Below are 12,452 nucleotides of genomic sequence, written 5' to 3'. Positions count from 1 at the left end.
CATCTTCGTCGGCGGGCCTGGTCTGTGGTGGCGCACCGGGCGATCTCGTAACCTACGCCGATGGGTACCGATGTCTTCGCGCTGATCACGAAGTGGGAGCCGATGGTGGCCGACGTCCGGGTGGCGCGGGGCCTGGACTTCTACCGGGAGGCCAACGCCGCGTACAACGATGCGTTCTTGGCCGCGCAGGCCGCCCGTCAGCCGACCCCCGAGCCGCCCGAGCGGTTGCTGTCCTATGCGGTGGAGCGGACGTACCGGGGTGGCTTCACGTTTGTCGCCGCCGGCCGGTACTACACGTTGCTGCGCCCGCGCCTGCCGGCGGATGTCCGCACGCCGGTGTCCGCGTTCCTGGACATGGTGTACGGCGGGGAGCCGCCCGACGATCTCAGGGAGGACTCCGGGGTTGCCGCCGATTCCGCTGTCTTCTACGCGATGCGCCCCGAGACGGTGCGTCTCGCACACGCACGCGCCGAGGCGGTGCCGTGGGACGCCTTCTCCGAGGTCGCCGAGGGCATCGTCATCCCGGAGATGGCCGGCGACCGGTACACTCCCGACTTCGAGTCCGCTTCACCGGCGATGGACACGCAGCGGGACTGGATCGCCGAAGCGGCCGCGACGGACCGGGGGATCGTGGTGGTCATCACGTGGTGAGTCTCTTCCGGCCCGGCCGAGGCCGCCACGGGCAGGCTTTCCGCCGGTGGTGACATCCTGGTCCCGCGCCGGGCGTCGCTTCGACGGGAACGGCTGCTCATGCGGGGCCGGGCGGTACGTCGCGGGTCTCGGACGCGGCGGGGTTGCCGGGGCCGTCGTAGGTGAACCCTCCGATGCCGATCAGCGGTTTCAGCGGCACCACATGCCGCCGGCCGGGCAGGGAGGAATAGCCGGCGCCGATCGCCGCCTGTCAGGTGATGAGATGTGACTCATAGGCGGCGATGACCAGGTGGACGCGGGTGCGGACGTCGAGCTTGGTCAGCAGGTTGCTCACATGCGTCTTCACGGTGCCGAGGCTGATGTACAGGCTCCCGGCGATCTCCGCGTTGGACAGGCCTCTGGCGACCAGGATGAGGACCTCGCGTTCCCGTTCGGTGATGTCCAGGCAGCGGGCCGGTGGCGACGGGTGCACGAACCGCCGGATCAACCGCCGTGTGGCGGTCGGCGCCAGCAGCGACTCGCCGGATGCGACGACCGTCATGCTCCTCAGCAGTTCGGCGGGTGGAGTGTCCTTGAGCAGGAAACCCGCGGCGCCCGCCCGCAGCGCTCCGTAGACGTACTCATCCAGATCGAACGTGGTCACGATGAGCACGCGGGTCCCCGGGCGGCCGGCGCAGATGCGGCGTGTGGCCTCGATGCCGTCCATCTCCGGCATGCGCACGTCCATGAGCACCAGGTCGGGACGGTGGCGAGCGGCCGCGATCACCGCCTGCGCGCCCGTCGCGGCCTCGCCGACGCCGTGGAACCCCGGCGTGCTGTCGATCAACCGGCGGAAGCCGGCCCTGATGAGCGCCTGGTCGTCGGCGACCAACACCCTGATCACAGCGGCAGTGTGGCCATGACGCGGAAACCACGCACCGGGCGGGCACCCGCTTCGAACTCGCCGCCGAAGAGGTGCACCCGCTCGCGCAGCCCGGTCAGCCCGTGTCCGTACGGCTTCACCTGGCCGTTCGTGCCGTCGTCGGCGACCTCCACGATCAGTCTGTCCTCCTGCCGTGCGATCCGCACCAGGACGTGGCGGGCTCCTGCGTGTTTGAGCACGTTGGTCAGCGCCTCCTGAACGATCCGGTAGACCGTCAGCTCCATCTCCCCCTCCACCTCACCGTCTGTTCTCAGCTCCACCTCCAGGCCCGCCATCCTGGTCCGGGCGATGAGCGCGTCGAGATCGGCCAGGTCGGGGGCTGGAGTGAGCTCGGCCTCGCCGTCCTCGCGGAGCACTCCGAGCAGCCGTCTGGTCTCGCGCAGCGCCGATCTGCCGGTCTCCTCGATGGAGGCCAGGGTGCGGCGCATCTCCGCCGCCTCACCCACATGCCCCGCCACGCCCGCCTGCACGGTGATCGTACTGAGCGTGTGGCCGATGACGTCGTGCAACTCCCTCGCGATCCGCAACCGCTCCGCCATGGCCTCCGTCCGTGCCCGCTCCTCCGCCTGCGCGGCGAGCTGTTCGGTGTGGAGCCTGCGCTGGCGTACGGCCGTGCCGGCGGCCCAGGAGGCGAGCAGGATCGCCAGGACCAATCCGAGATGATCGCGTACCGTGCCGGTCACCGGCAGCTCCAGCACGCCTTGCGCGGAGACCCCGGCGGCCGCGAGCAGCGCGAAGCCGGCTCTGCCCCGCGTGGCCAGCGTGTACAGCGCGAGTGGCAGGCAGAGCGGGTCGGCGTGCGGGACGAGGAACTGGCGCATGCCGAGCCCGCCGATCAGGACGATCAAGAACACCGTGCGCGGCCACAGCCGCCTGACCGCTATGGGGAGGCTGACGGCCAGGGCCGACCCGTAGTCGAACAGATCGGGCGCCGCCGGGTTTCTCGACGAGGCGAGTCCCGTGAAGGCGGCCGCGAACACGAGGGCGATTCCGGTGTCGACCGTCACCCAAGCCCAGGCCGGTACCCGGCTCAGCAGGGGGAGACGGATCTGTTCGCGCACGGCACGAATCTAACCGTGCGACCCGGCGAGGTGAATCGGTCTCAAGACCGATGCGGGACGGGACGGGCGTGGCCGACCGTGAAGGCGTGATCGAAGTCATCGGACTCACCAGACGCTTCAAACAGACATGCGCCGTGGACGACCTGTCCTTCACGGTCTCACCCGGGATGATCACCGGTTTCCTCGGCGCGAACGGCGCGGGAAAGACCACGACCATGCGGCTGATCCTCGGCCTGGACCGGCCCACCGCCGGACGCGCCACGGTGCACGGCGTGCCCTACCGGGAACTCAGGAGGCCGCTCACCCAGGTCGGTGCGCTGCTGGACGCGACCGCGGTGCAAGGGGGGCGGCTCGCGAAGCAGCACCTGGGGTGGCTGGCCCGCTCCAACGGGATCTCACGCGGTCGCATCCCCGGGCTGCTTGAGCTTGTCGGGCTCGGCGACGTGGGACACAAGCGCGTCGGCGGCTTCTCCCTGGGCATGAAACAGCGGCTCGGACTTGCCGCGGCCCTGCTCGGCGACCCTGAGGTGCTTCTGCTCGACGAGCCGGTCAACGGGCTCGATCCCGAAGGAATCCGCTGGATGCGCGGTCTGCTCAAGTCGCTCGCCGCCGAAGGCCGTACCGTCCTGGTGTCGAGCCACCTGATGCACGAGATGGCGGTCACGGCCGACCATCTGATCGTCATCGGCCGGGGCCGGTTGCTCGCCGACGCGAAGATCACGGATTTGGTGCGGCCGGACGCCTCACTGGAGGACGTGTTCATGGAGATCATTGAAGGGAGTGCGCGGTGAACGCGATCGCCGCCGAGTGGATCAAGCTGCGGACGCTCCGTTCGACCTGGTGGGCGGTGGGTATCGGCGTGCTGACCTCGCTCGCGCTCACCGTGCTGGGCGCCGCCACCGTCATCTCACGCTGGGCGCCGGACCGCACCGGCGACCACGCGGCCATGGGAGTCGTCGTGGCCGTCTACGTGGGGGTGATCCTGGCGCAGCTGCCGCTCGGCATGCTGGGAACGATGGCGATCAGCGGCGAGCACACGTCCGGCATGATCGACATGACCTTCGTCGCCACACCGTCCAGAGCGCGGGTGCTGACGGCCAAGGCGGCCGTGCTGAGTGGGGTGGCGGTGGTCGGCTCGCTGCTCATCGCGGTTCCGGGCTACCTCTACGGGCGGTTCGTGGCCGCGGAGTTCCAGCCCTCGTTCCTGCCCGCCGGAGCGTGGACGGTCATCGCCGGAGGAACGCTCATGATCGTGGTGACCACGCTGCTCGGACTGGCCCTGGGCATGGTCCTGCGCAACGGAGCCGTGGCGACCGCGGCGCTGGTGGGCATCGTGCTCATGCTGCCGTTCGTCGCAAACATGTTCTCCTGGGGCGACGTGGTCAACCGGTTCCTGCCGACGTATCCGGCTCTCCAGCTGATCGAGCAGGTCCCCGACATCATGCCGACGTGGACGGCGTTCACCGTGCTCGCCGGGTGGGCCGTGATCCCGCTCCTGATCGGGGTGTTCACCGGGAGGCGGTCCGCCGGCCGGCCCTGACGGAGGCGGGCGGCCTCCCGCCGGTATGTACGCGCTGTGGCCGGCGGAGGGCGAGGCGGACGCCACGGACGCGGAACCGGCGCCGGGTCGGCCGGATTCATCGCACGACCTTCAGGGCGGTACGGGCTGCGCCGGTCCGGTCGCCCCGCCGCCCTGAAGGCCTGGGCCGTACACCGACCTGGGTCTCGGGGTCACGGAGCACGTGACTCCACCTCCGGCACGGTGGATCGACGATCGCGGGCCGGAAACGATGCGCCCGCCGGTCAGGCGGTGAGGGCCTGCGCCACGAGAAGCCCCGTCAGGCCGGCGCCCAGCCCGGCCAGGACGCCGGCGACGACGTTGACCAGCGCGGAGAAGCGAGCGCCGTCCTGGATCAGGCGCAGCGTCTCATAGCCGAAGGTGGAGTAGGTGGTCAGCGCGCCGCAGAACCCGGTGCCGACCACCGCCGACCATGCCGTGCCGCCGGGCAGGCCCGTCAGCACGCCCAGGACAAAGGACCCGGCCAGGTTGACCGTCAGGGTGCCCCAGGGGAACACCGAATCGTGCCGGGATCGCACGAGGCGATCGATCAGGTAGCGCAGCGGGGCGCCGATCGCCGCACCCAGAGCCACCCACAGCACCGTCATCGGGCACCCGCCTTCCCCGGCGTGCGGACGCCCGGGAAAACCCTCAGCCGCCGTGCGGGTCCGCGACGTGTCACCCGTGCCTCCGCCGCCGCGCCCACGTGAGGACCGCATCGGCCACGGACACGCCCGCCCAGACCGCCGGCAGCGCGGCGGCCGGTGTGGCGGCCGTGGAGAGCAGTGCGACTCCCGGCGCGCCGGCCTGCATGGCGGAGTGGATGTCCATGACGTAGGTGGAGAAGGTGGTGTAGCCGCCCAGTACCCCGACCCCCCAGAACGGGCGCAGTAGCCGGCGTCCCGCCCACAGCCGGTCGGCCGACGTCATGAGCACGCCGATCAGCAGGCAGCCCGACACGTTGATCAGGAACGTCGACCAGGGAAACCCGGCGGGGGCGTGCGGCAGGGCCGTTGAGATCGAATGGCGGGTCAGCGCACCCAGCGCGCCGCCGGCGGAGATCGCCGCCAGTACGGGCCAGGCCCGAGGCCGCGGCTCGGCGCCTATGGCCGGGACACGGACGTCTGAGTCGACAGGCGCGACGGGCTCGTGCACGGATATCCTCCCCACCAGAACTCTGGCAGGGACCGTTGGCGGCGCTCACCGCGGTTTCCCCGTCGCCCGGGGTGGCGGGCCCCACCGCCTCAGGACCACGTCGCGTGGACGAGGCCCTGACCGCCCACTCTACCGGTGGCGTCAGGCCCCCTTCCACGTCGAATCGCCAAAGGCCGGTTCCCGTAGTCGGCTGCCCGCTTTCAGGTGAGGTGTACGGTCGGTACCCCCCTCATTGATCGGGAGAAGACCGTGCTCATCGCCATCGCCGGGCTCGCCACCAGCCATCCGTACACCGACGCCCGCAGCCTCGCCTCGCACGCCGACCTCGTGGTGTGGGAGGAGGATTCCGCCCGGCTGGCGCGTTTCGTCGAGGAGCACCCCAAGGCCCAGGTCGCGGCCGGCCCGGATGAGCTGCTCGCCGCCCGGCCGGACGGGGTGGTGCTGACGGTGCCCAATCCGGAGGTCGCCGCGGCGCTCAAGCCGGTGCTGGCGGCGGGTCTGCCGTGTTTTGTGAACAAGCCGGCCGCCGCGACCGCCGCCCAGCTCGCCGCCGTCGACGCGGTGGCCCGCACGGCGCCCCACCTGGTGCTCTCCACCTCGGTGCTGCGTTTCGCCCCGGCCTTCACCGCCTTGGGCGGCCAGGACCCGGGGGAGGTGCTCTCGGTACGGGCCACCGTCCGGCACGACGTGGGGCTGTGGGCCGCCGGCCACAACCCGTGGCAGGACGACCCGGCGGTGGGCGGCGGCACGATGGTGACGATGGGGGTGCACGGGGTGGAGCTGCTGGTTGCGCTGCTCGGGCCCGCCGTGCGGCTGGCCGGGGCGGCCGCCGCGATCCGGTCCTACACCGCCCTCAACTCCGAGGACACCGGGGTCATGGCGCTGGCCTGGGAGAACGGGGTCACCGGCACCGTGGAGGTGCTCGGGGTGACCGACGAGGAGTCCTACACGGTCGCCGTGCACACGCGGTCCGGCACCCGGGAAGCCGTGATCACCCCGGGCGGCGACTTCCTGCTCGGCCTTGGCTACCGGGGGACCGTGGAGGCGTTCCTGGCCATGGTGGGCGGCGCCCCGAGCCCGGTGCCGTGGGAGCAGACCCGCGCGGTGCTGGGCACGCTGATCGCGGCCCGGGAGGCATGTCCCTAAGGCCCCGCCGGTCCTCCGCCGACGTTGACAGCCCAAACTCGCTCCGGTTACGGTCTGGACCGTAAATAAGAGTGAGGGAGTCCCGCGTGCGCACAACCGCCGAGCTGGAAGACCACCTGTCGCGACCTCGCGACGGACTGGTCGAGGACCTGGCCAAGATCGACGGCGACATCCTGGTGCTGGGCGCCGGGGGCAAGCTGGGCCCGAGCCTCGTCCGCCTCGCACTCAACGGGATCAAAGCGGCCGGTGGCGGCAAACGCGTCATCGCGGTGTCGCGCTTCTCCGAGCCCGGTCTGGCGCGGCGGCTGAGCGACGAAGGGGCCACGGTGGTGGCGGCCGACCTCGCCGACGAGGCGGCGCTGCAAAAACTGCCCGACGTGCCCAACGTGGTCTTCCTGGTCGGCGCCAAGTTCGGCACCGACGGGCGCGAACACGCCACCTGGTTCACCAACGCCTACCTGCCCGGGCGGGTGGCCGACCGTTTCGCAGGCAGCCGGATCGCCGCGCTGTCCACCGGCAACGTCTACCCGCTCGTCCCGGTCACCTCCGGCGGGTCCGCCGAGGGATCGCCCACCGGGCCGGTCGGCGACTACGCCATGAGCTGCCTGGGCCGCGAGCGCGTGTTCACCTACTTCGCCGAGAAGCACGGCACGCCCACGGCGCTCATCCGGCTCAACTACGCCGTCGAGATGCGGTACGGCGTGCTGGTCGACCTGGCACAGAAGATCCTCGCCGGGCAGCCGATCGACCTGACCACCGGCCAGGTCAACGTGGTCTGGCAGGGCTACGCCAACGAGGTGACGCTCCGCGCGCTGCTGCTGGCCTCCGCACCGCCGTACGTGCTCAACGTGACCGGACCCGAGCTGGTCTCGGTACGGCAGGTGGCGACGGAACTGGGCTCCCTGCTGGGCCGGGAGCCGGTCTTCACCGGCGAGGAGGCGCCCACGGCGCTGCTGTCCAACGCCTCGCGCTGCCACGGCCTGTTCGGGTACCCCGGACTGACGCTCGCCGAGCTGGTCGAGCACACCGCCCGCTGGGTGGGCGACGGGGGACCGTTGCTGGGCAAACCGACCAAGTTCGAGCGCCGTGACGGCGCGTTCTGACCGCGTCGACGCGGGGGAAAGGGGAATGCACGTGCTGAGCACGGCACCTGAGAGGCACGGCTCCGTCCACGACCTGTTCCGCAGGGGAACGGTCATCCCGGCGCACCCGCTGGCGCTGACCGAGGACCGGCGGCTCGACGAGCGGCGGCAGCGGGCCCTGACCAGCTACTACATCGAGGCGGGGGCGGGCGGTCTGGCCGTCGGGGTGCACACCACCCAGTTCGCGATCCACGGCACCGACCTGCTCCCCGCCGTCCTGGAGCTGGCCGCCGAAACCGCCCGGGGCTACGAGCGCGAGGTGGCCCTGGTGGCGGGGGTGACCGGAAGCACCGCGCAGGCGGTGGCGGAGGCGGAGCTGGCGGCCTCGCTCGGCTATCACATGGTCCTGCTGAGCCCGCATTCCCGGCTGGACGAGGACGGCCTCATCGAGCGGACCCGCGCGGTGGGGGAGGTGCTGCCGGTCGTCGGTTTCTATCTGCAGCCGGCCGTCGGCGGCCGGACGCTGACCCGTGACTACTGGACGCGCCTGGCCTCCGTCGACTCGGTCGTCGGCATCAAGGTCGCCCCGTTCAACCGGTATCGGACGCTGGACGTTCTGCACGGCGTGGTCAGGGCCGGGCGCGTGGGCGAGGTGGCCCTCTACACCGGCAACGACGACCACATCCTGTCGGACCTGATCACCTCGCATCGGGTCGTCGTGGACGGCCAGGAGGTGGACGTCGAGTTCGTCGGCGGGCTGCTCGGCCAGTGGGCGGTGTGGGTACGGCGGGCGGTCGAGCTGCTCGACGAGGCCCGGCGGGCGCGGGGCGGGGACGACGCCGCGGTGCGCAGGCTGCTCACCCTGGACGGGCATCTGACCGACGCCAACGCGGCCATCTTCGACGCCGCGAACGGCTTCGGCGGCTGCATCCCCGGCATCCACGAGATCCTGCGCCGTCAGGGGCTGCTGGCCGGGCGCTGGTGCCTGGACCCCGAGGAGGAGCTCTCCCCGGGCCAGCTCGCCGAGATCGACCGGATCTGGGCGGCCTATCCGTGGCTACGCGACGACGAGTTCGTCGCCGAAGGCCTGGACCGGTGGCTGCGCTAGATGGTCAGGCGGTAGAGGGTCAGCGGTCGCCCGCTGGACCCGCTGGTCAGGTTGCCGGTGCGTTCGGCGAGCCCGGCCAGCTCCAGGCGGTACAGCATCCGGCGGGCGGTGCGCATCTGCACCGTGAGCCGATCGGCGATCTCGCGGGTGGTCAGCGGCCGGTCGCCCACCGTCTCCCGCGCCTCCAGCAGTTTCTCCAGGGTCGACACCGACAGGCCCACCCGGCGAGCCAGCACGGGCAGGTTCGTCTCGCTGGCCGGGGGTGCTCCGGCCGACTCCAGCACCACGTCGGTGTCGGCCCGCAGCGACAGCACCGCGGCCCGGTCGCCGATCCGCCGGGCCCTGGCCAGCGCGCGGCGGGCCAGGCTTTCGGCTTCGGCGGCGCTGCGGCCCAGGCCGAACCCGGCGCGGACGACCTGGCTGTAGGCGGACAGCCGTGCCAGCATGGGCAGGCAGGTGAAGCCGCCGGTGGCCTCGTGCAGCGGGCCGCGGGTGGTGACGAGCAGGTGGGTGCCGCCGCGGAAGGCGGCGAGGGTGCCGCCCAGCGCGGTGGCCTCGCGCATCAGGCCCTCCTCACCGTCCAGCTCGATCAGGCCCAGCGCGATTTGCGCGTCCTCCTGCGCTTGGCCCTCGGCGGAGAGCCGGAGCTGGCGCAGGGCGACGCGGACCGAGTGCGCGGACGGGACCAGGCGCAGCACCGGGAGGGTGTCCCGCAGCGCCTCGTGCACCGAGCTCAGACAGGTGATCACAGCGTGCTCGCCGCCGCGGCGGTGGAAGGCGACGGCCGTCTTCGAGGTCAGGCCGCTGCGCCAGGGGAGGACCCGCAGCCGGTCTGTGGGCAGGCCCGCCTCGGTGAAGGTGACGGTCACGTCGGCGCTCGACAGGGTGTCGACGGACAGGCGGGTGACGTCGTGGCCCTGATGCTGCAGCCCGACCAGGGCGCTGAGCAGGGTGGCGCCCGAGTAGTCGACGAACGCCGCGGGGCGGGTCAGGACGTCGGCCTCGTAGGCGAGCATGTGCGGCACGATGCCGGTGAACAGCCAGCCCTCCACCGATCCGGCGTGCGCCTCGACGATGGTGGGCGCCTGCGACTCGTGGTCGTAGTCGAGCCGCAAGGTCTTCACACCCGGTTGTTCCTCACAGACGGCCGCCACGTCGTCGACGAGGTCGTGGGGGCCGACGACCCCGACGAGGATCCCCAATGAAGCCTCCCGGCTAAATTACGGTCAAGACCGCTATCACTCTATCCCGTGCGAGGTGCTACGTTGACTCCGAACTTCCCCAGTGCCGCGGACACGACCGGCCGGACTCTCGGCGACGAGGAGGTGGCCGCCGTCGAGCGGGTGATCCGCTCGGGGATGCTCAACTCGGTGTGGGGGACCGAGGCCAAGGCGCTCGAACGTGAGATGGCGGCGCTGTACGGTGCCCGGCACGCCGTGGCGTGCTCCTCGGGTACCGCCGCACTGCATCTCGCGGTCGTGGCGGCCGCGCCCGACCCCGGAGACGAGATCGTCACCACACCCGTGACCGACTTCGGAACCGTGGCCCCCATCTTGGCGCAGAACGCGGTTCCTGTCTTCGCCGACGTAGACCCGCTTTCCGGGAATCTCGACCCGGAGGCCGTACGGGCCGCGATCACCCCGCGTACCAGGGCGATCATGGCGGTCCACCTGTTCGGCGCGCCGGCCGCCCTGGACGAGCTGCGGGCGATCGCCGACGAGCACGGCCTCACCCTGATCGAGGACTGCGCGCAGGCGTGGCTGGGGGAGCTGCCCGACGGACGGCCGGTGGGCCGGATCGGCGAGGTCGGCTGCTTCAGCCTGCAGCAGTGGAAGCACATCACCTGCGGCGACGGCGGCCTGGTGATCACCGACGACGACGCGCCGGCCCAGGCGATGCGGCTCTTCGCCGACAAGGGCTGGGACCGGGCCGGCGGACGGCACCACCTGAGCTTCGGGCTCAACTACCGGATGACCGAGTTGCAGGCCGCCGTGGCCCGGTGCCAGCTCGCCAAGCTGCCCGGGGTGGTGGCCGCGCGGCGGCGGTGGGCGCTGCGGCTGCGGGCGGAGTTGGCCGGTCTGCCCGGGCTCGCGCTCCCCGACCCCCGCGGGCACGCCTGGTGGTACTTCCCGATCGTCCTGCCGGGCGGGGGAGCCCCCGAGCTCGCCGCCAAGCTGGCCGCCGACGGGATTCCGGTCCGGTCCGGGTACCTCGCCGAACCGCTCAACCGGGCGCCTCTGTGGGATGGGCCGATATACGGTACGTCCAGGTTTCCCCTGTCGGGGCCACCTGCGGACTGCCCTCAAGCACAGCGCCTGATCGACGAGACGTTGCTGATCGTCGAGGTGAACGAGAACTACACCGCCGGGCATGTGACCGCCATCGCCGACGGGTTCCGCCGTCACGTTCAGGTATCGGGCATTGACCCTTCTTGATTCCGATGGCTAGATTTCGGTCTGGACCGCTATTAAGACATGAAAGGCAGGTCCCGATGAGAAGAGCGATGCTCGTCGGCCTCACAGCCGTCCTGGGAGCCGCACTCGCCGGATGCGGCGCCGACGCCGGTTCGGGGACGGACAAGAGCTCGGTGACGCTGTGGATGTATCCCGTCATCGGAGATCAGGCCAAGAGCCAGGCGTTCTGGACCAAGGTGGAGAAGGATTTCGAGGCCGCGAACGGCACGATCGACCTCACGATCGATCAGCAGCCCTGGGACGGACGCCAGGAGAAGATCACCACGGCGCTCGCCTCCAAGAAGGGGTTCGACCTGGTCGTGCTCGGCCCCGACCAGATCCCCCAGTACGCCCAGCAGGGAACCCTGGTCCCGGTGGACGACGTGGTGGCCCCCGCCAAGACCTCGTTCCTGCCTAACTCCCTGACCGCGCTGACGGTGGACGGCAAGCTGTACGGCGTCCCGATCTACCAGACCATCACCGCGCCGATCTACAACAAGAAGCTGTTCACCGACGTGGGCGTGACCGAGTTCCCCCAGACCTGGGAGGCGTTCAAGGCCGCCGCGCCCAAGCTCGCCGCCAAGAAGATCGCGATCCTGGATTACCCCGGAGCCCCCGAGGTCAGCCTGAACCAGAGCTTCTACCCGCTGCTGTGGGGCAACGGCGGCTCGGTGTTCGCCGCCGACGGCAAGACCGTCGCCTTCAACGCTCCTGAGGGAGTCGAGGCCCTGCAGTTCCTGCTCGACCTGCAGAAGGCGGGCGGCCTGCCGGGGAACACGGCGACCAAGAAGAACGACATCGAGGGCGGGACGCTGGCCGCCGGCAAGACGGCCGTCTACCACGCGGCCACCGCGCTGCAGGCCGTCCAGCTGGGTGCGGCGATCGGCGCGGAGAACGTCGGCGTCGGCCTGCCGCTGGAGAGCGGGAAGAAGGTCGCCTTCGGCATCCCCGGCGGGCTGGTGCTGGCCAAGCACTCGCCGCAGCCCGACGCCGCCAAGAAGGTCGCCGCCTTCCTGTCCTCACCCGAGGTCGCGGCCGAGCTGGCCAAGGAGTCCGGCTTCTTCCCCGCCCGCGACGACGTGACGGTGCCCGGTGCCTCCCCGGCCGTCCAGGAGTTCGCCAAGTCGCTGGAGTTCGCCTTCCCGGGTGACACCCACCCGATGGCCCGCCAGGTGATGGCGCTGGTCGCGCCGGAACTTCAGGCGGCCCTCCTCGGCAAGAAGGACGCCAAGACGGCGCTCGACGACGCGGCCAAGGAGGCCAACGCCCTGCTGGCCGGCAGCGGCTGATGCGGTCCGCCCCCTCCCCGGCGGGGG

At 71.2% G+C, this 12,452-nt stretch carries 13 protein-coding genes; 8 read left to right on the top strand and 5 right to left on the bottom strand.

From position 1 onward, the window contains the following. The first annotated feature begins 60 nt into the window (after positions 1-60). The gene (locus RUR_RS18255) at positions 61-651 is read left to right on the top strand and encodes a hypothetical protein (RefSeq protein ID WP_283136280.1); all 591 of its coding nucleotides are present in this window, start codon (positions 61-63) and stop codon (positions 649-651) included. A gap of 250 nt (positions 652-901) precedes the next feature. On the opposite strand, the gene RUR_RS18250 is transcribed toward RUR_RS18255, so the two are convergent. Together RUR_RS18250 and RUR_RS18245 are read right to left on the bottom strand one after the other, a co-directional pair. Then, positions 902-1,534: a response regulator gene (locus tag RUR_RS18250; protein ID WP_283136279.1), complete on the bottom strand. Its 633-nt coding sequence runs from the start codon at positions 1,532-1,534 to the stop codon at positions 902-904. Further along, positions 1,531-2,634, bottom strand: coding sequence for a sensor histidine kinase (locus tag RUR_RS18245; protein WP_283136278.1), 1,104 nt, complete (start codon positions 2,632-2,634; stop codon positions 1,531-1,533). The genes RUR_RS18250 and RUR_RS18245 overlap by 4 nt, the downstream gene beginning before the upstream one ends. 86 nt (positions 2,635-2,720) lie before the next feature. Between RUR_RS18245 and RUR_RS18240 the strand changes: the two genes are divergently transcribed. Both RUR_RS18240 and RUR_RS18235 read left to right on the top strand, forming a co-directional pair. Further along, complete coding sequence (locus tag RUR_RS18240; RefSeq protein WP_346349047.1) at positions 2,721-3,425, top strand: ABC transporter ATP-binding protein; 705 nt, start codon at positions 2,721-2,723, stop codon at positions 3,423-3,425. Beyond that, entirely contained in the window at positions 3,422-4,174 is a 753-nt protein-coding gene (locus RUR_RS18235) for an ABC transporter permease (protein ID WP_283136277.1), read from the top strand. Before RUR_RS18240 ends, RUR_RS18235 begins: the two co-directional genes overlap by 4 nt. Before the next feature lie 263 nt (positions 4,175-4,437). On the opposite strand, the gene crcB is transcribed toward RUR_RS18235, so the two are convergent. Both crcB and RUR_RS18225 read right to left on the bottom strand, forming a co-directional pair. Next, complete coding sequence (gene crcB, locus RUR_RS18230) at positions 4,438-4,800, bottom strand: fluoride efflux transporter CrcB (protein WP_283136276.1); 363 nt, start codon at positions 4,798-4,800, stop codon at positions 4,438-4,440. Between the two features lie 70 nt (positions 4,801-4,870). Then, complete coding sequence (locus RUR_RS18225; protein ID WP_283136275.1) at positions 4,871-5,347, bottom strand: fluoride efflux transporter FluC; 477 nt, start codon at positions 5,345-5,347, stop codon at positions 4,871-4,873. 249 nt (positions 5,348-5,596) lie between these two features. Between RUR_RS18225 and RUR_RS18220 the strand changes: the two genes are divergently transcribed. The 3 genes from RUR_RS18220 (at position 5,597) to RUR_RS18210 (ending at position 8,683) form a co-directional block, all read left to right on the top strand. Beyond that, the gene (locus RUR_RS18220) at positions 5,597-6,493 is read left to right on the top strand and encodes a Gfo/Idh/MocA family protein (protein WP_283136274.1); all 897 of its coding nucleotides are present in this window, start codon (positions 5,597-5,599) and stop codon (positions 6,491-6,493) included. Between the two features lie 86 nt (positions 6,494-6,579). Next, positions 6,580-7,596, top strand: coding sequence for an NAD-dependent epimerase/dehydratase family protein (locus RUR_RS18215; protein WP_283136273.1), 1,017 nt, complete (start codon positions 6,580-6,582; stop codon positions 7,594-7,596). Between the two features lie 25 nt (positions 7,597-7,621). Then, positions 7,622-8,683 carry a dihydrodipicolinate synthase family protein gene (locus tag RUR_RS18210; protein WP_283136272.1) on the top strand — a complete coding sequence of 354 codons (1,062 nt, stop codon included), beginning with the start codon at positions 7,622-7,624 and terminating at the stop codon, positions 8,681-8,683. On the opposite strand, the gene RUR_RS18205 is transcribed toward RUR_RS18210, so the two are convergent. Further along, on the bottom strand, positions 8,680-9,885 hold the full coding sequence (locus RUR_RS18205; protein ID WP_283136271.1) for a hypothetical protein: 1,206 nt from the start codon (positions 9,883-9,885) through the stop codon (positions 8,680-8,682). The two genes, RUR_RS18210 and RUR_RS18205, sit on opposite strands and share 4 nt — an antisense overlap. A gap of 63 nt (positions 9,886-9,948) precedes the next feature. On the opposite strand from RUR_RS18205, the gene RUR_RS18200 reads away from it, so the two are divergent. Next, complete coding sequence (locus RUR_RS18200; protein WP_283136270.1) at positions 9,949-11,118, top strand: DegT/DnrJ/EryC1/StrS family aminotransferase; 1,170 nt, start codon at positions 9,949-9,951, stop codon at positions 11,116-11,118. Positions 11,119-11,174: 56 nt separating this feature from the next. Continuing rightward, complete coding sequence (locus RUR_RS18195) at positions 11,175-12,425, top strand: sugar ABC transporter substrate-binding protein (RefSeq protein WP_283136269.1); 1,251 nt, start codon at positions 11,175-11,177, stop codon at positions 12,423-12,425. The last annotated feature ends 27 nt before the right edge of the window (positions 12,426-12,452 follow it).

This window comes from Rhizohabitans arisaemae, assembly GCF_025996515.1.
Lineage (GTDB): Bacteria > Actinomycetota > Actinomycetes > Streptosporangiales > Streptosporangiaceae > Rhizohabitans > Rhizohabitans arisaemae.
Note: the sequence above shows the minus strand (reverse complement) of the source record. Positions and strands in the feature narration are given on the sequence as shown.

Excerpts from the sequence above, each read along its gene's own strand:
- RUR_RS18210 (WP_283136272.1), top strand. The coding sequence starts at position 7,622 with ATGCACGTGCTGAGCACGGCACCTGAGAGGCACGGCTCCGTCCACGAC.
- RUR_RS18255 (WP_283136280.1), top strand. The coding sequence starts at position 61 with ATGGGTACCGATGTCTTCGCGCTGATCACGAAGTGGGAGCCGATGGTG.
- RUR_RS18195 (WP_283136269.1), top strand. The coding sequence starts at position 11,175 with ATGAGAAGAGCGATGCTCGTCGGCCTCACAGCCGTCCTGGGAGCCGCA.
- crcB (WP_283136276.1), bottom strand. The coding sequence starts at position 4,800 with ATGACGGTGCTGTGGGTGGCTCTGGGTGCGGCGATCGGCGCCCCGCTG.